20 protein-coding genes are annotated in these 24,290 nt (G+C 61.8%); 13 read left to right on the top strand and 7 right to left on the bottom strand.

The window, feature by feature from the left end; genetic code table 11:
• The first annotated feature begins 68 nt into the window (after positions 1 to 68).
• On the top strand, positions 69 to 1,487 hold the full coding sequence (locus INR99_RS06825) for a tetratricopeptide repeat protein (RefSeq protein ID WP_194115575.1): 1,419 nt from the start codon (positions 69 to 71) through the stop codon (positions 1,485 to 1,487).
• Here the strand turns inward: INR99_RS06825 and INR99_RS06820 are convergent.
• From INR99_RS06820 to phoB, 4 genes are all read right to left on the bottom strand, one after another.
• On the bottom strand, positions 1,457 to 1,846 hold the full coding sequence (locus INR99_RS06820) for a DUF2809 domain-containing protein (RefSeq protein ID WP_194115574.1): 390 nt from the start codon (positions 1,844 to 1,846) through the stop codon (positions 1,457 to 1,459). The genes INR99_RS06825 and INR99_RS06820 overlap by 31 nt on opposite strands.
• A gap of 114 nt (positions 1,847 to 1,960) precedes the next feature.
• Positions 1,961 to 3,043: a transaldolase gene (gene tal / locus INR99_RS06815; protein WP_194115573.1), complete on the bottom strand. Its 1,083-nt coding sequence runs from the start codon at positions 3,041 to 3,043 to the stop codon at positions 1,961 to 1,963.
• Positions 3,044 to 3,280: 237 nt separating this feature from the next.
• Positions 3,281 to 4,567 (bottom strand): phosphate regulon sensor histidine kinase PhoR, encoded by a 1,287-nt coding sequence (gene phoR / locus INR99_RS06810; protein WP_194115572.1) that lies wholly within the window; start codon positions 4,565 to 4,567, stop codon positions 3,281 to 3,283.
• Between the two features lie 50 nt (positions 4,568 to 4,617).
• On the bottom strand, positions 4,618 to 5,304 hold the full coding sequence (gene phoB / locus INR99_RS06805; protein WP_194115571.1) for a phosphate regulon transcriptional regulator PhoB: 687 nt from the start codon (positions 5,302 to 5,304) through the stop codon (positions 4,618 to 4,620).
• 150 nt (positions 5,305 to 5,454) lie between these two features.
• On the opposite strand from phoB, the gene INR99_RS06800 reads away from it, so the two are divergent.
• From INR99_RS06800 to prfA, 10 genes are all read left to right on the top strand, one after another.
• Positions 5,455 to 5,844, top strand: coding sequence for a gamma-butyrobetaine hydroxylase family protein (locus INR99_RS06800; protein ID WP_373308279.1), 390 nt, complete (start codon positions 5,455 to 5,457; stop codon positions 5,842 to 5,844).
• 63 nt (positions 5,845 to 5,907) lie between these two features.
• Positions 5,908 to 6,645 (top strand): bifunctional demethylmenaquinone methyltransferase/2-methoxy-6-polyprenyl-1,4-benzoquinol methylase UbiE, encoded by a 738-nt coding sequence (gene ubiE, locus INR99_RS06795; protein WP_194115570.1) that lies wholly within the window; start codon positions 5,908 to 5,910, stop codon positions 6,643 to 6,645.
• On the top strand, positions 6,645 to 7,217 hold the full coding sequence (locus INR99_RS06790; RefSeq protein WP_194115569.1) for a ubiquinone biosynthesis accessory factor UbiJ: 573 nt from the start codon (positions 6,645 to 6,647) through the stop codon (positions 7,215 to 7,217). The genes ubiE and INR99_RS06790 overlap by 1 nt, the downstream gene beginning before the upstream one ends.
• Positions 7,218 to 7,220: 3 nt before the next feature.
• Positions 7,221 to 8,750 carry a ubiquinone biosynthesis regulatory protein kinase UbiB gene (gene ubiB, locus INR99_RS06785; protein ID WP_194115568.1) on the top strand — a complete coding sequence of 510 codons (1,530 nt, stop codon included), beginning with the start codon at positions 7,221 to 7,223 and terminating at the stop codon, positions 8,748 to 8,750.
• A gap of 245 nt (positions 8,751 to 8,995) precedes the next feature.
• Positions 8,996 to 11,755, top strand: coding sequence for a phosphoenolpyruvate carboxylase (gene ppc, locus INR99_RS06780; protein ID WP_194115567.1), 2,760 nt, complete (start codon positions 8,996 to 8,998; stop codon positions 11,753 to 11,755).
• The gene (locus INR99_RS06775) at positions 11,748 to 12,293 is read left to right on the top strand and encodes a hypothetical protein (RefSeq protein ID WP_228098130.1); all 546 of its coding nucleotides are present in this window, start codon (positions 11,748 to 11,750) and stop codon (positions 12,291 to 12,293) included. The genes ppc and INR99_RS06775 overlap by 8 nt, the downstream gene beginning before the upstream one ends.
• Positions 12,294 to 12,345: 52 nt before the next feature.
• Positions 12,346 to 13,365, top strand: a complete 1,020-nt coding sequence (murB, locus tag INR99_RS06770; RefSeq protein ID WP_228098129.1) for a UDP-N-acetylmuramate dehydrogenase — start codon at positions 12,346 to 12,348, stop codon at positions 13,363 to 13,365.
• Between the two features lie 79 nt (positions 13,366 to 13,444).
• Positions 13,445 to 14,698, top strand: coding sequence for a glutamyl-tRNA reductase (hemA, locus tag INR99_RS06765; protein WP_194115564.1), 1,254 nt, complete (start codon positions 13,445 to 13,447; stop codon positions 14,696 to 14,698).
• A 5-nt stretch (positions 14,699 to 14,703) separates the two neighbouring features.
• Positions 14,704 to 15,174, top strand: a complete 471-nt coding sequence (locus INR99_RS06760) for a hypothetical protein (protein WP_194115563.1) — start codon at positions 14,704 to 14,706, stop codon at positions 15,172 to 15,174.
• The gene (gene prfA, locus INR99_RS06755; protein ID WP_194115562.1) at positions 15,171 to 16,247 is read left to right on the top strand and encodes a peptide chain release factor 1; all 1,077 of its coding nucleotides are present in this window, start codon (positions 15,171 to 15,173) and stop codon (positions 16,245 to 16,247) included. The genes INR99_RS06760 and prfA overlap by 4 nt, the downstream gene beginning before the upstream one ends.
• An 81-nt stretch (positions 16,248 to 16,328) precedes the next feature.
• Here prfA and INR99_RS06750 read toward each other — a convergent pair whose 3' ends face one another.
• Positions 16,329 to 17,528 carry a hypothetical protein gene (locus INR99_RS06750; RefSeq protein WP_194115561.1) on the bottom strand — a complete coding sequence of 400 codons (1,200 nt, stop codon included), beginning with the start codon at positions 17,526 to 17,528 and terminating at the stop codon, positions 16,329 to 16,331.
• 142 nt (positions 17,529 to 17,670) lie between these two features.
• Positions 17,671 to 21,090, bottom strand: coding sequence for a PAS-domain containing protein (locus tag INR99_RS06745; protein WP_194115560.1), 3,420 nt, complete (start codon positions 21,088 to 21,090; stop codon positions 17,671 to 17,673).
• A 193-nt stretch (positions 21,091 to 21,283) separates the two neighbouring features.
• On the opposite strand from INR99_RS06745, the gene INR99_RS06740 reads away from it, so the two are divergent.
• A complete protein-coding gene (locus INR99_RS06740) occupies positions 21,284 to 22,492 on the top strand; it encodes a PilT/PilU family type 4a pilus ATPase (protein WP_194115559.1) in 1,209 nt (402 codons plus the stop codon).
• 66 nt (positions 22,493 to 22,558) lie between these two features.
• On the top strand, positions 22,559 to 23,434 hold the full coding sequence (locus INR99_RS06735; protein WP_194115558.1) for an AEC family transporter: 876 nt from the start codon (positions 22,559 to 22,561) through the stop codon (positions 23,432 to 23,434).
• A 7-nt stretch (positions 23,435 to 23,441) separates the two neighbouring features.
• On the opposite strand, the gene INR99_RS06730 is transcribed toward INR99_RS06735, so the two are convergent.
• On the bottom strand, positions 23,442 to 24,191 hold the full coding sequence (locus tag INR99_RS06730) for a substrate-binding periplasmic protein (protein WP_194115557.1): 750 nt from the start codon (positions 24,189 to 24,191) through the stop codon (positions 23,442 to 23,444).
• Positions 24,192 to 24,290: the final 99 nt, after the last annotated feature.

Raw genomic sequence — 24,290 nt, 5'->3', positions numbered from 1 at the left:
ACCGGGATGAGAATCCCACTGACGGGCGGGTCGCAAGACCTGCCCGTTTTTTCATGGAACGACAAGCAATGAGTTTTCGCTCGCATGCGCAGCTGGCGCAAGACGCCGTCAGTCGCGGTGACTGGCACGCGGCCGAACGTCTGCTGGTGCTGGCGCTACAGGCTGAGCCCGGGCACCCGGGTCTGCTGCTGAATCTGGGGAATGTACTCAACCAGCAGGGTGAAGCGCAGCGGGCTGCCGAATGCTGGCAGCAGGCCGCTGTCAGGGTTCCAGACTGGCCTGATCCGCTCTTCAATCTGGGTAATCTGGCGCTGCGCCAGCAGCAGCCAGAGGCGGCCATCAGCGCCTATCGCGCCGCGTTGCAGCGGGAGCCTGCACATGCCGATACGCTGCACAATCTGGGCGAGTGTCATTTCCGGCTCGAGCAATACGACGATGCAAAGCTAGCCTGGCGGCATGCCCTCCGGCTGCGTCCCGCTCATGCCGCAACCCGCGTCAATCTGGCGCGCGTGCTGCGCATGCACGGTGACTACGCAGAAGCCCGCGCCTTGCTGGAGGGGGTGCCATCCCATGCGGGGGAATACGGGCTTGCATGCTACGCGCTCGGCACTCTGGATCTGCTGGAGGCGCGCTGGGAGAGTGGCTGGGCGCGGTACGAAGCACGTCTGCCGCTATTCGGGGCTCCCATGCCACAGCAGTTGCCGTGCTGGAAGGGGGAGCCTTTGCCGGAAGATGCCCATCTGCTGCTGATGGGTGAACAGGGTTTTGGCGACATGCTGCAATTTGCGCGCTTTATCAGTGGGCTTCGCGCACGCGTACCGCGGCTGACTGTCATCGTGCCAGCGGCGCTGGTGGGGCTGTTGCGGATAAACTTGCCCAGGGATATCGCTGTAGCTAGTGAATGGAATGAATCTGCTGGCTATACCCACTATCTGCCGTATATGAGCATGGCGGCTGTGCTTGGCGTGGACAGTGGGTCGCTGGATGCACGGGCGTATTTGCAAGCGCCCGAGTCCGAGGCGCAGTTCTGGCACGCGCGCCGTCGGCAACTGGGTGATGCGAACCCGGTGATCGGCCTCGCCTGGCAGGGTAATCCGGCGCAGGAGGACAATGCCCGACGCAGCATCCCGCCAGCGCAACTGGCGCCGTTGCTGGCCTTGCCCGTACAGTGGGTGTCGTTGCAAAAGGGCGTGTCTGCGCCGGCCGGGGTGTTGAACTGGGTTGATGAGTGTGCCGACTTCGCCGATACCGCAGCATTGCTGACGGCGCTCGATGGTGTGGTGACGGTTTGTACCTCGGTGGTGCATCTGGCCGGCGCGTTGGGCGTGCCCACGCTGCTGCTCAGTCGCAAGGATGCCGACTGGCGCTGGGGGCTTACGGATGTTCAGTCGCACTGGTATGACAGCGTCCGCATCCTGCGGCAGCAGGAGCTGGGGCAATGGAGTGCGCCGCTGGCTCAGGCAGCAGAGTTTCTGCGCCGCCAGTAATGCTGGGCAAGAAGAATCAGCAGCGCGCCGAGCAGATAGGCCAGCAGGTCGAGCGGATCGGCGTGGGAGCCGATCAGGGTGCGTGGCAGGGATGGATTGGAGAGCCGCAGCCGGTCGGCCAGCTGCAGCGCCTGCAGCAGTTCGGTCAGGGCGCCCAGGCCGAGCAGCCCCACAGGCAGCAGCAGCGGGCGGATGGGGTGCCAGAATGTCCGTGCTGCACAGTACAACAGGGGGATGACCAGTACATCACCACCATAGGCGCGGATGATTCCGCCGTGCAGGTAGCGGCCAATGATGATTTCGCCGCCCAGCAGCAGTAGTGTCAGCAGGGCGTGATGGGGTGAAAAGCGCAAGGTCATGGTGCGGCCCGGCAAGATCAATGCCCGGATTATGCCGTGCGACCGCATATCGCGCGGTTAAACAGGCAACAAAAAACCCGCCTAAAGCGGGTTTTTTGTTGCGGGCTGACCGGATTACTTGGTCAGTTCCATCAGCTTGGCAAAGGCCTCGTCGAACTGCTTCAGACCTTCTGTCTGCAGTTGCTCGCCAGCCAGGTTGTAATTGATGCCCAGCTTGCGCACGGCTGCCAGTACGGCCACGGCGGCGTCGATGTTGGTGTCCAGTGTGCTGGCGGCGTTGCCGTGGTCGCGGAACAGATCCAGAGTGGCATCCGGTACGGTGTTTACGGTATCCGGGCCGATCAGGTCTTCCACGTACATCACATCGCTGTAAGCCTTGTTCTTGGTGCCGGTGGAAGCCCACAGCAGGCGTTGCGGGTGTGCGCCCAGTGCCTTCAGTGCTTCGAAACGGGTGCCGTTGAACAGCTTCTTGTAGTGCTGGTAGGCAACCTTGACGAAGGAAGTGGCAACCTTGCCGCGCAGCGCCAGGGCTTCTTCAGTGCCGATGGCATCCAGCTTCGGATCGATCAGGCTGTCCACGCGGGACAGGAACACGGAGGCAACAGCGCGAACGCCATCAACCGGCAGACCAGCAGCTGCACGGGCTTCCAGACCACGGATGTAGGCGGTGAGGACGTCGTCAACGTGCTTCAGGTTGAACATCAGGGTGATGTTGACGTTGATGCCGGAGGCGATCAGTTCTTCGAAAGCGATGCAGCCAGCCGCCGTTGCCGGAACCTTGATCATGGCATTCGGGCGGTTGATCGCGGCCCACAGGCGCTTGGCGTTGTCGATTGTGCCTTGGGCGTCGTTGGCCAGAGTCGGGGAAACTTCCAGGCTGACGTAACCATCCTGGCCCTGGCTGTCCTTGTACATGGCCATGGTCAGGTCGCAGGCGGCCTGAACGTCCGGGATCACCAGTGCTTCATAACGCTGTTCGGCGCTGAGGCTGGCGTCTTTTTTCAGTTCGTTCAGCGGTTCGATGTAGAGCGGGTCGCTGGAGATGGACTTGTAGAAAATGGCCGGGTTGGAGGTCACACCGGCAATCTTGTCTTCGTCAAACAGCTTTTGCAGGGTGCCAGCCTTGATCAGGCCACGGGACAGGTTGTCCAGCCAGATGGTCTGGCCGAAAGGACGGATGGCAGCGATTCTACTCATGGAAGTCGGACCTTCTTGTCAGTGGATTGGATGGGGCAAACAGCCGGCCCCGCTCATCAGTATTCGGGCGGATTATGCGCCGTTCGCTTAATCCGGCCTTTGCGATGGCGCAAACATGCCGTCACCGGTGAGGCGGAGCCGCCGGCGGGAATCCGGCTATTGTAGTGGCATTCCCCGTGCTTATTGCAAACAATTGGCAATCGCTTTCCATCCATGACTGCGCAATGGCGGCTCGGCTTAGTCCAGCGTGCGCTGCAGCGGAAATTTCACCGCAAATTCGCTGCCCTGCCCCAGTTGCGACTGGATGGCGAGCTGGGCCTGGTGGCGCTGCAGGATGTGCTTGACGATCGCCAGTCCCAGCCCGGTGCCGCCGGTATTGCGCGAGCGGCCGCGATCGACGCGGTAGAAGCGCTCGGTCAGGCGCGGAATGTGCTCGGGAGCAAGGCCGATGCCGGTGTCGCGCACGCAGAAGCAGCCTTGGCCATTGCGCAACTCCCAGGCCAGCGAAATGCTGCCGCCGGCTGGCGTGTAGCGGATGGCGTTGGAAACCAGATTGCCAAAGGCCGAATGCAGCTCGTCGTGATTGCCGATCAGCTTGGCGCGGGCGCTGCTGGCAATGCTGACGGTGTGTCGACCCTGCGACAGCCCTTTGGCTTCGGTGAGCAGCAATTGCAGCAGTTGCGGAACATCGACTTCCTCTTCACGCAGCTGCTGTCCGCTTTCCAGCTTGGACAGCGTGAGCAGATCCTCAACCAGACGCTGCATGCGCTGGGTCTGTTCGTACATCAGCTGCAGCTGCTGGTTGCGGGTGTTCACATCCATGTCCGGCAGATCCTGCATGGTCTCGATGAAGCCACCCACCACGGTCAGTGGCGTGCGCAGCTCATGCGACACATTGGCAACGAAATCACGGTGCACGGTCTGCACGCGATCAAGTGACGTAATGTCGCGCGTCAGCAGCAGCTTGCGGGTCGAATCGAAAGGCACCAGCTGGATCGAGAGCAGCTGCTCCTGCTGACGGTTCAGGCGCAATTGCAGCGGATGGCTGAAATCCTGGGTTTTCAGGTATTCGCGCAGCTGCGGATGGCGCACCAGGTGGGTGACCTGCTGCCCGACATCGGCAATCGGGTTCAGGCCCAGATGCTGGCTGGCGGCCGGATTGCACCATTCGATGCGGTCAAATTCGTCCAGAATGATCACGCCATCGGGCAGTGCCTCGCCGGCACTCATGAAGCGCTCCAGGGTCGAGGAGATGCGCTCCTTGGCTTTTTTCTGCAGGCGGATCTGGTCATACAACTTGTCGAACACCTCCTGCCACAGCAGGAAGCTCGACGGCACCGTATCGACATTGGGGTGCTGCAGCCAGTGGTGCAGGCGGCCCAGGTTGTAGAGGTGGAACCACAGGCTCAGCAGGGTCGCGCCGAGTGCAAAACCCAGACCCCAGGCGGCACCGCCGATGCCGCCGATGAACAGCGCGATCAGTGTCAGGAAAAGATAATAGATGACTGAACGCAGCCAGAGCATGATGTAAACCTTGTGAGGAGCGAGCCGGCTAGTGGCCGGCCGCGCCAGCGTTAGTTGGCGGACAGGCGGTAACCCGAGCCGCGTACGGTCTGGATCAGGGTGTCATGGCCCGTGCCTTCCAGTGAGGATCGCAGGCGGCGGATATGTACGTCAACGGTTCGTTCCTCGACGAACACATGGTCGCCCCACACCTGGTCGAGCAGATGGGCGCGGGAATGGACGCGTTCGGCGTGGGTCATGAAAAAATGCAGCAGGCGGAATTCGGTCGGGCCAAGGTCCAGTGGCAGGCCGTTGCCGGTGACGCGGTGGGTGACCGGATCCAGGCGCAGCCCCTTGATCTCGACCGGATCATCGGTGGCTTGCGGGGCGCGGCGGCGCAGTACCGCCTTGATGCGGGCCTGCAGCTCGCGCGGCGAGAATGGCTTGGTGATGTAGTCGTCCGCACCGGTGTCCAGCCCGGCGATTTTGTCCTGTTCGTCGGAGCGCGCGGTGAGCATGATCAGCGGAATGGTTTTGGTGCGCTCGTCGCCGCGCAGGCGGCGGGCAAAATCGATACCGGACATGCCTGGCAGCATCCAGTCCAGCAGGATCAGGTCGGGCAGGGCGTTGCGGACGATGCTCTGGGCGCTCTCGGCGGTGTCGGCGCGCATCACGTGGTGCCCGGCCTGGGTGAGATTGAAGGCAATCAGTTCCTGGATGGCCGGTTCGTCTTCAACCAGGAGAATATTGGCGGGCATGGAGGGTCCTTGAGAGGGTTGCAGCGATATTGCGAGAATAAGGCGTCTTTGTGAACATAATATGACAAGTTGCTGACGAGGGCTGCGCTGCGTTCTGCTGCAACAGTCGTCGCAAGGCAGGGTATGATTACGCCTTGATCCAGAACTTCCGTGCAGATACAGCTTATGGCCGGTCTTAGCGCTACAACGCCGATCCCCGAAGAAATCATCCTCGAAGCCCAGTCACGGCAGTTGGTGCTGGGGTATCCCGATGGCACGCGCTACGCGCTGCCGTGTGAATACCTGCGGGTCTACAGCCCGTCGGCCGAGGTGCGCGGGCATGGCGTTGGGCCCGGCACTCTCCAGTCCGGCAAGCGCAACGTGGCGATCGAGGATGTCCTGCCGGTGGGCAACTATGCCGTCAAGCTGGTTTTCGATGACGGCCACTCGTCCGGCCTGTACTCCTGGGAATACCTGTTCGAACTGGGGCAAAAGCACGATGCCTATTGGCAGCTGTATCTGGAGCGACTGGCCGCCGAGGGTGGTTCGCGTGATGCCTGATTGGGTATTGCGCTGCGGCGTATAATTTTCAAAGCATTCAGGGTTATACCCTTGGGGCATATCATGAGCGAACAGCAAACGCATTTCGGTTTCAAGACCGTCAACGAATCGGAAAAGGCGCACAAGGTTGCCGAGGTGTTTCATTCGGTGGCGCAGAAATACGACGTGATGAACGACCTGATGTCCGGTGGTCTGCACCGTGCCTGGAAGTTCTTCACCATCGAGACCAGCGGCGTGAAGGCGGGCGACCGCGTGCTCGACATTGCCGGTGGCACTGGCGACCTTTCCAAGGCCTTTGCCAAAAAGGTGGGCAAGACCGGGCAGGTCTGGCTCACCGACATCAATAGCTCGATGCTGGGCGTCGGCCGCGACCGGTTGCTGGATGCCGGTTTCACGGTGCCGGCCGCACAGTGTGACGCGGAAAAGCTGCCCTTCCCCGACAACTATTTCGATCTCGTGTCGGTGGCGTTCGGCCTGCGCAACATGACGCACAAGGATGCCGCGCTGAAGGAAATGCTGCGCGTGCTCAAGCCGGGAGGGCGCTTGCTGGTGCTGGAATTCTCCAAGGTCTGGGCGCCGCTGAAGCCGGCCTATGATCTGTATTCCTTCAAGCTCTTGCCCTTCATGGGCAAGCTGGTTGCCAATGATGCCGATTCCTACCAGTACCTGGCCGAGTCGATCCGCATGCACCCGGATCAGGAAACACTCAAGCAGATGATGCTCGACGCCGGTTTCGGCCGTGTCGACTATCACAACATGACTGGTGGCGTGGTTGCGCTGCATAAAGGAACCAAATTCTGATGCTGCTGGCCACCGCGCTGAATCGACTGCTCAAGCATGCGCCGGAGCGGCGCGATGAACTGCTGCGGCTGGCCGGTCGCACGGTGAAAATCAGTGTGCCGCTGACTTCGGCCGTGCTGGTGGTAACCGGCGATGGCCGGCTGGCGCACAGTCAGGCGGAGCCCGAGGCCGTACTCGATCTGCCGCTGGCGTTTTTCTATACCCGCATGGCGGATCCGCAGGCTGCTGCGAGGCAGGTGGTGCTCGATGGGGATCCCGAGCTGGGGGCCGCACTTGGCAATGTGTTGGGCAAGCTGCGCTGGGACGCGGCTGAAGAGCTCTCGCAGCTGGTCGGTGACGTGGCGGCACGGCGCATTGTCTGGCTGGCCGGCAAGGTTGGCGGCATTCCGGGGGCCATCGGCTCGCGCCTGCTGCTGGCCTGGGTGGAATACCTGCGCGATGAGGCGCCATTGCTGCTGGACAAGCCGGCAGCGGTGCAGCATTACGCCGCGGTCGATGCGCTGCGCGATGATCTGGCGCGCCTGGAGAAGCGGCTGCAGCGTATCGAGCACAAGGCCGGAATAAAGGAATAACTGATGCGCATCCTGCGCCTGCTGAAAATCGCCCGGGTGGTGGTCCGCTACGGGCTGGACGAATTCCTGCTTGGTCACGAGCGCGTACGCGGCCTGGCGGCGGTACTGCACGCGCTGTTTTTCTGGCGCAATCTTGCTGCGCCGCGCGGAGAGCGCCTGCGTCTGGCTCTGGAGGATCTCGGGCCGATTTTCGTCAAGTTCGGGCAGGTGCTTTCCACCCGGCGCGATCTGATGCCGCCCGATATCGCCGACGAACTGGCGCGCCTGCAGGATCGTGTGCCGGCGTTTTCCGGTGAGGTCGCCGTTGCGGTGATCGAGTCCGAGCTCAGGCGTCCGCTGGGCGAACTCTACGCCGAGTTCGATCGTGCGCCGGTGGCCTCGGCGTCGATCGCGCAGGTGCACGCGGCGCGTTTGCCGGACGGGCGCAAGGTGGCCGTCAAGGTGCTGCGCCCCGGCATTCTGCCGGTGATCGAAGCGGATCTGGCGCTGATGCGCGTAATGGCCGCGCTGGTGGAAAAGCTGTTTGCCGATGGCAAGCGCCTGCGTCCGCAGGAAGTCGTGGCCGAGTTCGACCGATATCTGCACGACGAGCTGGATCTGATGATTGAGGCGGGTAACGCGTCCCAGCTGCATCGCAACTTTGTTGGTTCCGATCAGCTGATCGTGCCGCAAGTGTTCTACGACTGGACTGCGCGACAGGTGCTGACGCTGGAATGGATGGACGGCATTCCGGTTGGCCGCATTGCCGAATTGCGCGCAGCCGGCATCGACCTGAAAAAGCTGGGCCGCTATGGCGTCGAGATTTTTTTCACCCAGGTATTCCGGCACGGCTTTTTCCATGCCGACATGCACCCGGGGAATATTCTGGTTGCGGCCGACAATCGCTACATTGCACTGGATTTCGGCATCGTCGGCTCGCTCAACGAGCATGACAAGCAGTATCTGGCGATCAATTTCATCGCCTTTTTCGAGCGCGATTACAAACGCGTGGCGACTGCGCACATCGAGTGTGGCTGGGTGCCCAAAGACACACGTGTCGAGGAGCTGGAGTCGGCCGTGCGCTCGGTCTGTGAGCCCTTCTTCAACAAGCCGCTGGCGCAGATTTCCTTCGGCGTCGTGCTGCTGCGCCTGTTCGAAGTGTCGCGGCGCTTCAATGTCGAAATCCAGCCGCAGCTGGTATTGCTGCAGAAAACACTGCTCAATATCGAAGGGCTGGGGCGGCAGCTTGATCCCGAGCTCGATCTGTGGCAGACCGCTTATCCCTTCCTGCGGCGCTGGATGAACGAGCAGATCGGCTGGCGCGGCCTCCTGGCCAATCTCAAGCATGAGGCGCCACAATGGGCGACGCTGCTGCCGGGCCTGCCGCGCAAGCTCAATGACCTGCTCGGGCAGAATCCGACCGAGCTGCTGCTGGCTGGCTACAAGGGCCTGCTGTGGGAGCAGAAAAAACGCAATTACTGGCTGGCCCTGATCGCTGTGCTGCTTGGCGGTGCGGTCTGGGGGCTATGGTTGCTGGTGGCCAGGCTCGCCTGACGACTGGCATTGATGGCGTGATTTCGGGGTATTGCCCTGCAGCCGTTTTATTGTGCTGCTTGCGGCAATATACACTGGCAAGCTTGGGTGTTTGCGTAGCCCAAAGGATGGATTGGCCTGCGCGGATTGGGGATTTGCCTGATTTCGCTCGGCTTCTGATTGTCAGAAATCGAGTCAGTTCCCGCATCTTCTGCTAAAATGCCGGACTATTTTCCGTCCGATTTTCTTAGCTTTAGTGGAATGCCATGGCCGTACTCGAACCGATTGCCGAGAAAGACCTGCCGCTTACTCGCGACCTAGACCTGCTGGCTGAGCTGCTTGCCGACACCATCCGTGAACAGGCCGGCGTGCTGACCTCCGATCAGATCGAATCCATTCGCGACATGGCCGTGCGCTATGTGCGCGAGCACGATGCCGCTGCCGGTCAGGCGCTGTCGCGCACGCTGTCCTCGCTGGAGCTGCCGGCGACGATTTCGCTGGTGCGCGCGTTCAGCTACTTCTCGCACCTGTCCAACATCGCCGAAGACCTGCATCACAACCGCCGTCGCCGCGCACACAAGATGATGGGCTCGGCGGCCCAGCGCGGCAGCCTGGCTGCCGCGATTGCCGATCTGACCGCCAAGGGCCACAAGCCGGCCGAAATGCTGGCGCTGCTCAACGAGACGCTCATTGCTCCGGTGATGACCGCGCATCCGACCGAAGTGAAGCGCAAGACCATTCTGGATTGCCACCGTGCCCTGGCCGAGCTGCTGACCGAGCGCGATCGTGTGCAGATGACGCCGGAAGAGCAGAAGGCCAATCAGGACGCGCTCGAACGCGTCATGCAGACCCTGTGGCAGACCCGCGAAATCCGTACCTTCAAGCTGAAGGTGCAGGACGAAATCGAAAACGGCTCGACCTATTTCCGCAATACCTTCCTGCACGAAATTCCGCGTCTGTACGTTGATCTGGAAGACCGTCTGGCCGAGTTGTCCGGCCAGCAGGTCGAATTGCCGAACTTCATTCACGTCGGCAGCTGGATCGGCGGCGACCGTGACGGCAACCCGTTCGTGACTGCCGACGTGTTGCGCTACGCCGTATCGCGCCAGGCCGGTGTCGTGCTGGATTATTACTACCAGCAATGCCAGAAGCTGGAAAACGAACTGTCGATGTCGGCCCGCCTGGTGCAGGTTGACCAGTCGCTGCAGGCGCTGGCTGAAAGCGCGACCGATGATGTGGCACGCAAGGGTGGCGAGCCCTACCGTCTGGCCATGTCCGCCATCCGTGCGCGCGTGTTCGCGACTGCGGCCAAGATTGGCACGTTCCATCACACCCTGCACGATGTGGCGCATGCCCCCGCTTACGAGCTGCCGCAGGAGCTGGCTGCTGATCTGGCCGTCGTTGCCAATTCGCTGAAGGCGCATGGCGCCGCCAAGATTGCCGCCGGCCGTCTGCGCCGCCTGCAGCGTGCCGTGAGCGTGTTCGGTTTCCACATGGCGCCGATCGACATGCGTCAGCATTCCGGCATGCACGAGAAGGTCATTTCCGAGCTGTTCAACCGCGCCGGTCTGGAAGACTACCAGTCGCTGGACGAGCATTCCCGTCGCGTGGTGTTGCTGCGCGAGCTGGCCAGCCCGCGTCCGCTGATCTGCCCGTACGATGTCGAATACAGCGAAGACGTGCAGAAGGAGCTGAACATCCTCAAGGCTGCTGCCGAGATCCAGGCGCAGTATGGCGAGGAAGTACTGCCGAACTACATCATCTCCAACTGCGATTCGGTGTCCGATATTCTCGAAGTCGCCGTTCTGCTGAATGATGTCGGCCTCGTGTCCCTGGCGCCGCAGATCCGCAGCAAGGTCAACATCATTCCGCTGTTCGAGACCATTCCCGATCTGCGTGGCAGCGATACGATCATGACCGAGCTGTTCAGCATCGCGCAGTGGCGCCAGCTGCTGGCCTGCCGCGATGGTGTGCAGGAAGTGATGCTGGGCTATTCGGATTCCAACAAGGATGGCGGTTACCTGACCTCCAACTGGGAGCTGTACAAGGCCGAGCTGAAGCTGGTGGATGTGTTCAACAAGTTCGGCTTCAAGATGCGCCTGTTCCATGGTCGCGGTGGTACCGTCGGTCGTGGTGGTGGTCCGGCTTACGACGCGATCCTGGCGCAGCCGGTAGGCTCGGTGAACGGGCAGATCCGGATTACCGAACAGGGCGAAGTGATTGCCGCGAAGTATGCGGACCGTGAAGTCGGTCGCCGCAATCTGGAAATCCTGGTGGCTGCCACGCTGGAAGCCAGCTTTGCCAAGTGGGAAGAGGGCGTTGACCCGCAACCGCGTCGCGACCTGATGGAAAAGCTGTCGGTACGCGCCTATCAGGCCTACCGCGATCTGGTGTACGCAACACCGGATTTCGTGACCTACTTCCGCGAAGCCACGCCGATCGGCGAAATCCCGAACCTGAACATCGGTTCGCGACCGTCTGCCCGCAAGGCCACCAACAGCATCGCCGACCTGCGTGCGATTCCGTGGGTGTTCTCCTGGTCGCAGTGTCGACTGATGTTGCCGGGCTGGTATGGCTTTGGTACCGCCATTGCCGAATACCTGAAGGATTCCGGCGAGGAAGGCCTCAAGACGCTGCGCCACCTGTACCAGACCTGGCCGTTCTTCACCAGCTCGATTTCCAATATGGAAATGGTGCTGGCCAAGTCCGACATCGCGATCGCCGCGCGCTACTCCGAGCTGGTCAACGACCAGCAGCTGGCACAGCGCATCTTCGGTCGCATCAAGGACGAATGGCAGCGTGCGGTGGACGCCGTACTGGCGATCACCGAACACAACGAGCTGCTGGGTGACAACCCGATGCTCGCGCGCAGCCTGGCCAACCGACTGCCTTACCTCGATCCGCTGAACCATCTGCAGGTCGAGCTGCTCAAGCGCATGCGTAGCGGTGACGAAAGCGAAGACGTTGCCCATGCCGTGCACCTGACCATCAACGGTATCGCGGCGGGTCTGCGCAACAGTGGCTAACACGGCAGCAGCTTGTGGCGGGCGGAATGCCCGCCGCAGCCGCCCCCGCAAAGGTCAGCGCATTACCGTGCGCTGGCCTTTGTCGCTTTGTGCGCTACTGCTCTCCTTGAGTGCAGCCGGCAAGATTCCCAGCCATTTCGGCGACCAGATGGAAGCGCAGCTGTCCTGTCGCGGCGAGTGGTCGACCGATTACTGGCGCAGCTATTTCCGCCAGTATCTCGGCCAGCCGCTGCGTGTGTGGGGCGAAGCCGAATGGTTCGACGCGCAGAAAGCGCAGCTTGCCGGCAATCCGGCGCTGGAGGTCTGGGTCGAGCTGCCCGATTCCGGCGTGCGCATGGTCGGCGCGCTGGTCAAGGGCAAGGTCGACACCGTACGCAAGAATATCGAACAGCGGCTGGGCTACACCTTTGAGTCCTTGCCCGGCCCCTATCCGCGCTACCTCTCCAAAATGGGCAGCGTGTTGGTGCCGGTAACCGGCACCAACGAAGAGCAGGTGAAGTGGTACTGCGCCCGCTGGCATCTGGGAAATCGCCCCTGACGCCTGTGCCCGCTTCGCGCGATAATCCCGTTTTCTGACTATGGTTCCCGGCATGACTGACCGACTATTGCCCGATTTTTCCCTGCAGCCGTGCAATACACTGGGCGTCAGCGCGCGTGCGCAATGGTTGGCGCGCATCACCTCGCGTGATGATCTGCTTGCTGTTCTGGCCGATCCGCGGGCTGCCGGCTTGCCGTGCCGTGTGCTCGGTGGTGGCAGCAATCTGGTGCTGGGGGGCGATGTGGCCGCGCTGGTGCTGAAGGTCGAGATCATGGGGCGCCGGCTGGTGCGCGAGGATGACGCCGCCTGGTATGTAGCTGCCGGCGCGGGCGAGAACTGGCACGACTTTGTGCAGTGGACGCTGGCGCAGGGCTACGCAGGGCTGGAAAACCTGTCGCTGATTCCCGGAACGGTGGGGGCGGCGCCGGTGCAGAACATCGGCGCCTACGGTGCCGAGATCAAGGACCATTTTTTTGAGTTGACCGGGTATGCGCTGGACGGCGATGAAATTCGCCGGTTTGACAGTGATACCTGCCAGTTTGCCTATCGCGACAGCGTGTTCAAGCAGGCGGAGGCCGGCCGCTGGCTGATCGCGGAGGTGGTGTTCCGCCTGCCCAAGCAGCATGCGCTGAATACCGCCTACGGGGATATCGAAACCGAGCTGACCGGGGCTGGCCTGCCGCGCACGGCGCAGGGGGTCGCACAGGCGGTGATCAATGTGCGCCGCCGCAAATTGCCGGACCCGGCGGTGATCGGTAATGCGGGCAGTTTTTTCAAGAACCCGGTAGTACCTGCTGATGTATGTACTGCTTTGCAGCAACAGTACCCGGGTCTGGTTGCATACCCTGCAGGTATCGGATTGATGAAGCTGGCCGCCGGCTGGCTGATCGATCAGTGTGGCTGGAAGGGCCGCCGGCTGGGGCCGGTGGGCATGTACGAAAAACAGGCGCTGGTGCTGGTCAACCACGGTGGTGCAAGCGGTGCTGACGTGACGGCGCTGATGCAGGCGGTGCAGGCCGATGTGCGGCAGCACTTCGGCGTCGAACTCGAAGCCGAGCCAGTCTGGTGGTAGGTCGACGGTAGTTGCCGCTGGCCGCCGCTGCGCCTGCTTTCGGGTTAAAATCCAAGGTTTTGACATCGCACCGCACTCCATGAAACTGATCGTGCTGGGACTCAACCACCACACCGCCCCGCTGGCGGTGCGCGAGCTGCTGGCCTTCGGGCCGCACGAGCTGGGTGGCGCACTGCAGCAGCTGGTCGATTGTCCTGGCGTGCACGAGGCGATGATTGTCTCGACGTGCAACCGCACCGAGCTGTACTGCAACGCGGACAGCGGCGCCGAGCTGGTGCGCTGGCTGGCTGCGCTGCGCCATCGCCAGCCCGACGAACTCGACGGCTACCTTTACCTGTTCGAAGATCACGACGCGGTGCGCCATGCCTACCGTGTGGCGTGCGGGCTGGATTCGATGGTGCTGGGCGAAACGCAGATTCTCGGCCAGTTGAAAGACGCCGAGCGCAGCGCGCGCGATGCCGGCACACTGGGCGTGCTGCTCAACGGCCTGTTCCAGCGTGCCTTCGGCGTAGCCAAGGATGTGCGATCGCAAACACGCATCGGTGCCGCGTCGGTATCGATGGCAGCCGCCACCGTGCGGCTGGCCGAGCGCATTTTTCCCTCGGTCGCCGAGTGCAGGGTGCTCTTTATCGGTGCCGGTGAAATGATCGAGCTGTGTGCCACGCACATGCACGCGCAACGGCCGCGCGCGATTGCCGTGGCCAACCGCACGCTGGAGCGGGGCGAGAAACTCGCCAGTGCTCTCGGCGGCGAAGCGATGCTGCTGGCCGAGTTGCCGCAGCGCATCCACGAATTCGATGTCGTGATTACCTCGACTGCGGCCTCGCTGCCGATTGTCGGCAAGGGCATGATGGAGCGGGCCATCAAGGCGCGCAAACACCGGCCCGTGTTCATGGTCGATCTGGCTGTACCGCGTGATGTCGAGCCCGAAGTCAGCAAACTCGAAGACGTATACCTGTTCACCGTCGATGATCTGGCTGAAGTGGTTCGCGAAGGGCTGGAATCGCGCCAGAGCGAAGCCGCGCTGGCCGAGGCGATGATCACCGAGCGCATCGACGAATTCCGCCAATGGCTCGCCGGGCGGGCGCTGGTGCCCACCATCCGCGAGCTGCGCGACCATGCCGAGCGCATCCAGCGCAAGGAGCTGGAGCGCGCGAAAAAGCAGCTCGCCAGCGGCATGGCGGCCGAGCAGGTGCTCGAAGAACTTGCGCGCCAGATGAGCAACAAATTTCTGCATACCCCGCTGGCAGCGCTGAATGCCGCGCAGGGTGAACAGCAGGCCGAGCTGGTCGATACCGTGCGCCGGCTATACCGGCTGCATGAGCTGGATTGATTTCAATGAACGCGGGAGAAACAGGGATGAAAATGGTAGTGCATTCAATTGCTGCACTGGTGTTGCTTGGCTGCGTGGCGCCAGCCGTAATGGCCAGCCCGGCATCCACTGCCCTGGCTGCGTGCATGGCAGATAATACGACTGGTAAGGATCGCAAGGATCTGGCGCGATGGATTTTCTCGTCCATGGCAATACACCCGGAAATTCAACCCTACTCCCGCCTGTCTGATAATGATCGCGTGAAAATCGATAAACAGCTTGCCGCCATGGTTGAAACATTGGTTGTGGAGCGATGCAGGGAATCCGCCAGGCTAGCGCTGGAACAGGATGGTGGTAACGCATTCAAGGAAGCCTTTGGCATGCTTGGCCAAGTGGCAATGCGGGAAATCATGGCCGATCCTGCCGTAAATGCGGCACTCGGCCAGTTTGCCAATTATTTAAACGAAGACAAATTCAATTCAGCGTTCAAGAAATGAAACCCAGTATTGCCGCCAAACTCGCCCAACTTGCCGATCGTCTTGAAGAAGTCGGCATGCTGCTGTCCAGCGAAGACGCTACCCGTGACATGGACCAGTACCGCAAGCTCACCCGCGAACACGCGGAGCTGACCCCCGTGGTCGAGCTCTATCACCAGTTCCAGCAAGTCGAGGCGGACCTCGCAACCGCGCAGGAATTGCTGGCCGATCCGGACATGAAGGACATGGCCGAAGAAGAAATTGCGGCCGGCAAGGCGCGCATCGAAGAGCTGGATATCGAGCTGCAGAAAGCATTGCTGCCCAAGGATCCCAACGACGAGCGCAATATCTTTCTGGAAATCCGCGCCGGCACCGGTGGTGACGAATCGGCGTTGTTCGCCGCCGACCTGTTCCGCATGTATTCGCGCTACGCCGAGCGCAACCGCTGGCAGGTCGAGATCATGTCGGCCAACGAATCCGATCTGGGCGGCTACAAGGAAATCATCGCGCGCATCGCCGGTTTCGGCGCGTATTCGCGGCTGAAGTTCGAATCGGGCGGGCACCGCGTGCAGCGCGTGCCGGTGACCGAAACGCAGGGGCGTATCCACACGTCCGCGTGCACCGTGGCCGTGATGCCGGAAGCGGACGAAGTGGGCGAGGTGGACATCAATCCGGCGGATCTGCGCATCGACACCTTCCGCGCCAGCGGTGCGGGCGGCCAGCACATCAACAAGACCGATTCGGCGGTGCGCGTCGTGCACATCCCGACCGGTATCGTCGTCGAGTGCCAGGACGACCGCAGCCAGCACAAGAACAAGGCACGCGCGCTGGCCGTGCTCGCCGCACGCATCAAGGATGCGCAGTTGCAGGCGCAGCAGGCCAAGGAAGCGGCCGAACGCAAGAGCCTGATCGGTTCCGGCGACCGCTCCGAGCGTATCCGCACCTACAACTTCCCGCAGGGGCGGATGACCGATCACCGCATCAACCTGACGCTCTACAAGCTGGATTTCATCATGGATGGCGATCTGGACGAGCTGACCCAGGCGCTGATCAACGAGCAGCAGGCCGAGCTGCTGGCGCAACTCGGTGACTGATCCCGCCGTGGCGCATGCCGGATGATCGGCAAGACACAACAACGCCTCCGCAAGGAGGCTTTGTTGTTTAACGACACGGATTTATTGTGCCTGCAGCCGGTTCAGCAGAGTCTGGCTGTCCTTTTCGACGGTGGCCAGCCGGTCACGGTAGCTGCTGAAATCCGGCTCGGCTATGCAGGCCAGCAGCTTTCCGCCCGGATTGTTGAAGCTCAGCCAGGGGCGCTCACTGTCGCAGGTGGATTCTGCTTCCGCCTTGTTGTTGGCTAGTGCGGACGGGATGGGGATACCCAGTTGTTGCAGTTGTTTTTGCTGCAGCCGCTGCTGGAGGTTGAGCGATGCATGCGGCTTGATCATGCTCAGCAGCACCTTGTCGCCAGGATCCAGCGCCTTGCCTGCCGGGGCGTTTACTTCTGGATGGCGAATGATGTACGCCACCCCCTGGAATTCGTACATTGCTCCTTGCAGCAAGAGCGGTCGCAGCTGCAGGCTCTCTTCAAGCACCCTGCGGGTTGCATTCAGCTCAGTCGTTGCCAGTTGCGGGTAGGTGTCGAGCAGATCGGCAAGCAACAGTGTGCCGCGTCGGAGCCCCGCAGCCGCTACCATCAGGTTGATCAGCGTGCGTGAACCATGGGCCGCCCGCAGCCAGAACTGCTGCTCCTTATTCCATAAGGCCAGCGCAGCGTCGAACTGTCCCGCAGCTGCCAGATCGGCGATTTGGCTGGCGTTAAGCTTGCTGAGCTGCATCGGATAAGCATATCCCGGAATCGGCACAGTCAGATCCGGTGGCAGCAATTCCGCATAGGCAGGGCGCGATAGCATCTGCTGATAGCGTTGCAGCGGCTCGCGGTTTGCTGCGCGCAGGCTTTGCAGCAGGGCGGCGTGTTCATGCAGGGCGGGTAGGCAGTGCGTGGCATCCTTGCCGCAGAGCCCTTCCGGTAGCTTGATTTGCTGGTTCTGGATTTGCAATGGCTGGAACGCTTCGGCATAGAGCTTGGCGTGATCGCCGCCAGCCAGGCTGGCGATCTCGACCTGCCGCGCCAATGCTGTCGCGGCCAATTGCAGGCGATCTGGCGCAGTGGCTTCCAGTGCGACCAGATCGAGATAGCCATTATCCATTGTGGCGACGGCGGGCAGCTGCCAGTCCAGCCATTGCTGGGTAGCGCTGTCTAGCGGCTCGTCGAAGTGCGCGTTGATGAAAAAGGCCGCAACCGGTACTCCCAGAAGGAGCAGTACGAACAGCAGGGTTTGCCAAGGGCCGGGAAACTGAAATGACGGAGTCATGATGATCGTTTGCAAGCGGGATGTGGCTAGGCTAATACGCGAGCGAGCCGACCCGCAAGAGGGGGGGCAGATGTTGCAGCTCGTAGGTATGTGGCTGAAATTGAATATGATCAATAGCTACGAGGCTATATGGCAATGGGTATTAGCTGGCGCTGGCGGCGTCCCACGCTATTCGGCATCCCAGGCCGGGAGCACTGTCTACCCGGATGCTGCCGCCCAGTTTCTGCGTGACCAGATTGTAGACAATATGCATGCCCAGTCCGCTGCCACCACTGCCACGGCGGGTAGTGAAGAAGGGGTCGAAGATGCGACTGGCTGTGGCAGGATCCATACCGTGGCCATTGTCCTGATAGTCAAAATGCACCTGCCCGCGGGCATCGCGCAGCACGCGCAATGTGATGTCACCTTCTTCGCGGTTATCAAACCCGTGCAGCAAACTGTTGTTGACCAGATTGGTGACGATTTGCGCCAGCGCTCCGGGGTAGGTTTCCAGCTGAATGAGTTCCGGGCATTCGATGCGGAATTGATGCCGGCTGCGTTTCAGTGCCGGTACCAGGCTGGCGCGGATTTCTTCCAGGTACGCACCGACTTCGATGCGGCGTTTCTCATCGGTGGTCTGGTCAACGGCAACCTCCTTGAAGCTGCGCACTAGCTCGGCGGCGCGTTGCAGATTGCGGCTGGTCGCAGAGACACTCTCGTCGGCCAGATCCAGAAAGCGTCCCAGCTGCTGTTTGCCCAGCTTACCGCTGTCGAAGCTATCCCGGATATGTTTCAGCTCGTCCTCCAGCACGCTGTTGGCGGTCACGCTCACGCCAATCGGCGTGTTGATTTCATGAGCCACACCGGCCACCAGTCCGCCCAGTGTAGCCATGCGTTCCGAGCGCAGCAGGTCGTTGCGCTGGTTCACCAGCTCGGTGATGTCGCTGCCGGTGCCGCGGTAGCCGCAGAAACGCCCATCGCTGTCATACCAGGGCTGGCCGGATACCCGCAGATGCAGCTCTTTGCCAGTGCTGCCCTGCAGCTGATATTCAAAATCGCGGATCGCTTCCTGCCGGTGCATGGCCTGCTGGTGCTGCGCGAGATGGGGCGGTAGCGGCACGGAGTCGGCATGGCCGGCCAGCGACCAGCGGGTTTGCCCCAGTACCTGGTCGGGATGCATGCCGCTGTAGTCGAAAAAGCGCTCACTGACATGCGTGAAGCGGAATTCGGCGTCCGTTTCCCAGAACCAGTCCGAGGCCGAGCTGGCAAAATCATGCAGCCGGCGCTCGGATTGGCGCAGAGCTTCGGTGCGTTCGGTGACTTTTTCCTCCAGCCATTGTTCGGCACGCTTCTGGGTGGTGACGTCGGTAAAGGTTCCCACCAGGCCGCCATGTGCGACTGGCCGCCATTGCCATTCGACAATGCGCCCATCACTGAGGGTGCGGTTGCCCTTGAGAATGGCAAAGCGCTCGGCCAGCTGATGCAGTCGCTCCTGGATCAATGCTTCGGGCTTGCCTGCGCCCAGCCCGCCGCGCACGGCTTCATGGCGGATAAACTCCTCCAGTGCCGTGCCGACACGCTCCAGCGCGAGCGGGAACTGCATCAGTTCGAAAAAGCGCGCATTCCATACTGCCAGCCGCTGCTCGGCATCAAACATGCAGACACCCTGACCAAGATGGTCCAGCGTGGTGCGCAGCGCATCCCAATTGGCCTGGATGGCCTGTGAGGCCGCATCGAGCAGGGCGTGGGTGTCGGCCTGCTGTTCGTGGCGCGCCAGCGTGGCGGCGATGACGACACGTGCCATGGCCGGCCCGAGCAGACCAGTGAGCTGTGTTTCTGCCCAGCGTCGGGTGAGTTCATCTGGCGGCTCGTCAGCAGCCAGAGGCTGGCCGCGGCGCTTTTCAAGCTCCTGTTGGGCCGCTTGCAGGCGCTCTGCTGGAAAGAAATGTGCCAGTTCGTTCAGCAGGTGGGCATTGCTGCCCAGGGGGGCTGGCTTATTTTGAGTCGGGCTATTCGCCGCAGGGTTTTTGAATATGAGTGGTACAGCGATATACAGGCTGCTGTTTAAAAGCAGGCTGAACACCAGTGCATGGGTGGCCGGCTCCAGCCAGCTTGCGCCAAACAGTGCTTCGGGGCGCAGCCAGGACAGGCCGAAGAGACCCTGCGCCAGAATGTCGGCGCCGGGGCCGCCGGAATGCGCAACGGCAGGGAGTAGCAGGGTGTAAGCCCAGACGCTAAAGCCACCCAGCAAGCCGGCCAGTGCGCCGTTGCGCTGGCGCTGTCGCCAGTACAGCGCACCGAGGATGGCCGGCGCAAACTGCGCGACGGCAACAAACGAAATCAGCCCGATGCTGACCAGGCTGTAGCTGGCGCCAACCAGTCGCATGAAGGCATAGCTGGCCAGCACGACCAGAAGGATGGTGAGCTGGCGCACCGGACGAATCAGGCGGGCCAGTTCGTGCGGCGCGCCATCTTGAGCCAGATGCCGGCGAATCAGTAACGGCAGCAGCAAGTTGTTGCTGGCCATGGTTGCCAGCGCGATGGTTTCAACGATGATCATCGCCGTGGCGGCCGACACCCCGCCGAGAAAGACCAGCAGTGCCACCAGCGGTTGCTGCTGTTGTAGCGGCAATGCCAACAGGTAGCCGTCCGCCTGCTGGCTGCTGCCGAAGACGGATAGTCCGGTGAGTGCGAGCGGCATCACCAGCAGATTGATCAGCAGCAGGTAGAGCGGAAATTGCCAGCGGCTGGCGCGCAGATGTGCCGGATCGGTGTTCTCGACGATGCCGACCTGGAACTGTCGCGGCAGGCAGAAGATCGCCAGCCCTGCGAGCAGACTCAGCAACCAGAAGTTGCCGCTAAAGAGCACCGCCGGATCGGTACGCTGCTGCAGTTGCGGCTGCTCGGCCAAGCGGCTGCTCAGTCCTTCCCATCCGCCGGCCGCGTACAGGATCAGTCCGCCAGCTAACACAAAGGCCAGCAGCTTGACCACGGACTCCAGGGCGACCGAGCCGACCATCCCGCGATGCTGTTCGGATGCGTCGGTTTGCCGGGTGCCGAACAGGATGACGAAGGCCGCCATCAGCAGTGCAACCCAGAAACCAATGTCCTGCCAGAAGTGCTCCGGATGCTGCAGTGCGCGGGTCAGCGGGTAGTGATTGAGAATCTCCACGCTGTCGCTCATGGCCTTGAGTTGCAGCGCGATGTAGGGAACCACGCCGACCAGCGCCATGAGTGTGACAGCGGCGCCGACCAGCGGGCTTTTGCCATGTCGGGCTGCGATCAGGTCGGCAATGCTGGTGAGGTGATCGCTCTTGCACACATGCAAGAGTCGTTGCAGAAAAGGCTGGGCGCAGAGAAAAACCAGCGCCGGGCCGACGTAGATCGGCAGGAAACTCCAGCCGCTGCTGGCTGCCCGGCCGATGCTGCCGTAGAAAGTCCAGCTGGTGCAGAACACCGCAAGGGATAGCGAGTACACCCAGGCGGGCTGGGGACGTGCCGGACGGTGGTCGATGCGGTGGGCAAACCAGAAAATCAGGCAGAAATAGGCGCCGATGCACAAGCCGGCCAGCCAGAGGGACATAATGCGCAATCCTCGCTGTCTCCGGCGCAGGCCGGAGAATCATTCTTTTTATCAGCGCCTAGCCTAGGCGCGCGGTGGCCTGCCATGCAAGCAAATCAGGATGGACAGCGGGCAGCTGTTGCATGCAGGCTGACTTGTAAAGCGGCCGCAACTTGCTAAGTTTCAGGACACCCGCAAAACTGGTGTTGAAACCATGCAAGTCGAACAAGCCCAGAAATTCATGACTCAGCTGCTGCAGATGATGCTGCAGCACCATGCCTCCGATCTGTTCATCTCCGACGATTTTCCGCCGGCGATGAAAATCCACGGCAAGTTGACGCCGGTGGGGCAGAACAAACTCAATGGCGAGCAGACACGGGCGATGGCCTACGCGCTGATGAGCGAGGACGAGCGCGCCAAGTTCGAGCGCGAACTCGAGTGCAACTTCGCCATCAGTCCGCCGGGTATCGGGCGCTTTCGCGTCAATGTGTTCGTGCAGCAGGAAAAGGTCGGCATGGTGCTGCGCACCATCACCACCAAGATTCCCGACTTCGACGAAATGGGCTTGCCGCCGATCCTGAAAGACGTGGTCAGCGCCAAGCGCGGGCTGGTGCTGCTGGTGGGGGGGACCGGTTCCGGCAAATCGACCACCATGGCGGCGATGCTCGACTACCGCAACCGCAGTACCCACGGCCACATCATCACCATCGAAGATCCGGTCGAGTATGTGCACAAGAGCAAGAACTGCCTGATTACCCATCGCGAAGTCGGCCGCGATACGCACAACTGGTTTGCCGCGCTGAAGAACACCCTGCGCCAGGCCCCCGACGTGATCCTGATCGGCGAAATCCGCGACAAGGAAACCATGGAGTACGCGATGGCCTTCGCCGAAACCGGCCACCTGTGCATGGGCACGCTGCATGCCAACAGTGCCAACCAGGCGCTGGAGCGCATCGTCAATTTCTTCCCGGAAGAACGCCATCCGCAGCTGTACATGGACCTGAGCCTGAACATGCGCGGCATGATTTCGCAGCGGCTGATCCCGACCATGGATGGCAAGGGGCGCTGCGCGGCGATCGAGATCATGCTCAATTCACCGCTGATTGCTGACTTGATCTTCAAGGGCGACATTGGCGCGATCAAGGCCATCATGGCCAAGTCGAAAGAGCTGGGCATGCAAACGTTTGATCAGGCGCTGTTCGAACTCTATGAAGCCGGCAAAATCGGCATGGAAGACGCGCTGCGTAATGCCGATTCGCTCAACGAGCTGCGGCTGAAGATCAAGCTGGAAAGCAAGCTGGCGCAGCCTGCCGAATCGGCCGCGGCCGCCAGCAGCCGGCTGGATTCGCTCAGCCTGATTCCTGACGAAGAGCCGGAAGAAGAAAGCGACGCCGCGGCCGGCAGCGAGAGCGCTACGGGCTGACAGGCTGTCACGTGCGGATATGGGCTGGCATGGTAAGGTCAGTCATCGTTCTCGCAGCGAGCCGCCATGCCCTACCAGATTTTCTCCATTATTGCGCCAGTGCTGCTGCTGGCGCTGGCCGGCTGGGCCTATGCACGCTGGCGCAGCATTGACCTCGCCGCGCTGAATCGCCTCAATATCGAGCTGCTGTCGCCCCTGCTGGTATTTACCGCGATGACGCAGCGGCCGGTGCACTGGGGCGCTTACGGCCCGCTGCTGCTGGCAGTACTGGTGGTGACGATCGGTAGCGGCCTGCTGGCCTGGCTGGTGGCGCGCCTGCTGCGGCTGAATGTGCCGGCCTTTGTGGTGCCGCAGATGTTCACCAATACCGGCAATATGGGCTTGCCCCTATGGCTGTTTGCCTTCGGTGCACAGGAGTTTGCCGCGGCGGTGGTGATCTTCGTGACGCTGAGCCTGCTGCACTTCACCGTTGGCATCCGCCTGTTCAACCGCGGAGCACCCCTTGCCAGCATGCTCAACACGCCGATGGTCTGGGCGCTGCTGGCGGGGATTGCCGTGCAGCAATTGGCAATACCCATGCCGATATGGGTGTTCAAGCCAATGGAAATGTTGGGCTCCATGGCGATACCCCTGATGCTGTTTTCGCTCGGGGTGCGAATGGCGCAGTTCCGCGTCACCCGCTGGGGCGCCGGCCTGCTGGCAGGGCTGCTGTGCCCGGTCAGCGGCTTGCTGCTGGCCTGGCTGTGCGTGCAGTTGTGGGAGTTCAGTCATGCACAGGCCGGGATTCTGCTGCTGTACGGCGCCTTGCCCCCGGCGGTGATCAATTACCTGTTTGCCGAGCAGTACCGGCAGGATCCGGAACTGGTGGCGGCGATTGTTGTGGCGGGCACATTGCTGTCGCTGCTGTTTGTGCCGCTGGCACTGGCACTGGGCTTGCGCTGATTGCTGTTCAGCGCGTGCGCGGCGGCTGGTTGGGGCGCTCGCGGATGCGGGTGTAGCTGCCGTCGGCCTGCATCGCGCTGAGCGTCTGGTCGAAACGGTCGCGCAGTGCCTTGTTACGAAAACCAACGTACCACCACAACTGATGCCTGACCGGTAGCGGCGTCAGCGTAAGCCTGCTCTCGTCCATGGTGGCGGCTTCGGGCACGCTGCCGCGCAGCGTGCGCAGGTGCTGGCGCAGCAGGGTGTCATCAATGAGGATGATGTCGCACTGGCCAGTGAGCCAGTGCAGCACCTGTTTGATTTGCTCGGGAAACTCGCGATAGCCGCCGAATTCCCGCGTGGCTGTCGCAAAGTCGGTACCTAGGTTCTCGCGGGCATTCTGCCATGCGCACACTTGCCTGCCTTGCATGCTGCGCCAGTCCGGGTAGTGTTGCCCGTCCTTGCTGACGGCGTAGTTGCGATAGGCAATAAAAGGCTGCGAATAATACAGGCGCGGGTCGCCCGGTTGCACTTCGACGGCAATGTCGACGCTGCCTTCCTTCAGTTCGGCTTCCAGCCGGCGGTTGCTGGCGTGCAGGCGCTGCGAGGATTGCTGCATGCGCGCCAGCGCTTCTTCCATCAGCTCGATGGAGATGCCGGTCCCCGTGCGTTCATCGACAAAAGGGGGGCGGGACACGCCGTACATGACCCGGAGCGGCGGCGCAGCAAGCGCCAGCGCAGGCAGCAGGACAAGGGTGAGCAGTACGGGACGAAGCATGCCATTTTTCGCAGAAAAGACTGACTTCGTTATAGCTTACAGCCCAGAGGCCAAGTGTCCATCCGGCGGATGGCGGTTCGCCCCCGGAGGGGCGCACCG

The organism is Chitinilyticum piscinae (assembly GCF_015223195.1).
Classification (GTDB): Bacteria; Pseudomonadota; Gammaproteobacteria; order Burkholderiales; family Chitinibacteraceae; genus Chitinilyticum; species Chitinilyticum piscinae.
Note: the sequence above shows the minus strand (reverse complement) of the source record. Positions and strands in the feature narration are given on the sequence as shown.

Coding starts and splice junctions, on each gene's coding strand:
- phoR (WP_194115572.1), bottom strand. CDS start 4,567: ATGCTCTGGCTGCGTTCAGTCATCTATTATCTTTTCCTGACACTGATC.
- hemA (WP_194115564.1), top strand. CDS start 13,445: ATGAAACTGATCGTGCTGGGACTCAACCACCACACCGCCCCGCTGGCG.
- tal (WP_194115573.1), bottom strand. CDS start 3,043: ATGAGTAGAATCGCTGCCATCCGTCCTTTCGGCCAGACCATCTGGCTG.
- INR99_RS06750 (WP_194115561.1), bottom strand. CDS start 17,528: ATGACTCCGTCATTTCAGTTTCCCGGCCCTTGGCAAACCCTGCTGTTC.
- INR99_RS06740 (WP_194115559.1), top strand. CDS start 21,284: ATGCAAGTCGAACAAGCCCAGAAATTCATGACTCAGCTGCTGCAGATG.
- ppc (WP_194115567.1), top strand. CDS start 8,996: ATGGCCGTACTCGAACCGATTGCCGAGAAAGACCTGCCGCTTACTCGC.
- INR99_RS06790 (WP_194115569.1), top strand. CDS start 6,645: ATGCTGCTGGCCACCGCGCTGAATCGACTGCTCAAGCATGCGCCGGAG.
- INR99_RS06730 (WP_194115557.1), bottom strand. CDS start 24,191: ATGCTTCGTCCCGTACTGCTCACCCTTGTCCTGCTGCCTGCGCTGGCG.
- murB (WP_228098129.1), top strand. CDS start 12,346: ATGACTGACCGACTATTGCCCGATTTTTCCCTGCAGCCGTGCAATACA.
- ubiE (WP_194115570.1), top strand. CDS start 5,908: ATGAGCGAACAGCAAACGCATTTCGGTTTCAAGACCGTCAACGAATCG.
- INR99_RS06820 (WP_194115574.1), bottom strand. CDS start 1,846: ATGACCTTGCGCTTTTCACCCCATCACGCCCTGCTGACACTACTGCTG.
- INR99_RS06735 (WP_194115558.1), top strand. CDS start 22,559: ATGCCCTACCAGATTTTCTCCATTATTGCGCCAGTGCTGCTGCTGGCG.
- INR99_RS06745 (WP_194115560.1), bottom strand. CDS start 21,090: ATGTCCCTCTGGCTGGCCGGCTTGTGCATCGGCGCCTATTTCTGCCTG.
- ubiB (WP_194115568.1), top strand. CDS start 7,221: ATGCGCATCCTGCGCCTGCTGAAAATCGCCCGGGTGGTGGTCCGCTAC.
- prfA (WP_194115562.1), top strand. CDS start 15,171: ATGAAACCCAGTATTGCCGCCAAACTCGCCCAACTTGCCGATCGTCTT.
- INR99_RS06825 (WP_194115575.1), top strand. CDS start 69: ATGAGTTTTCGCTCGCATGCGCAGCTGGCGCAAGACGCCGTCAGTCGC.
- phoB (WP_194115571.1), bottom strand. CDS start 5,304: ATGCCCGCCAATATTCTCCTGGTTGAAGACGAACCGGCCATCCAGGAA.
- INR99_RS06760 (WP_194115563.1), top strand. CDS start 14,704: ATGAACGCGGGAGAAACAGGGATGAAAATGGTAGTGCATTCAATTGCT.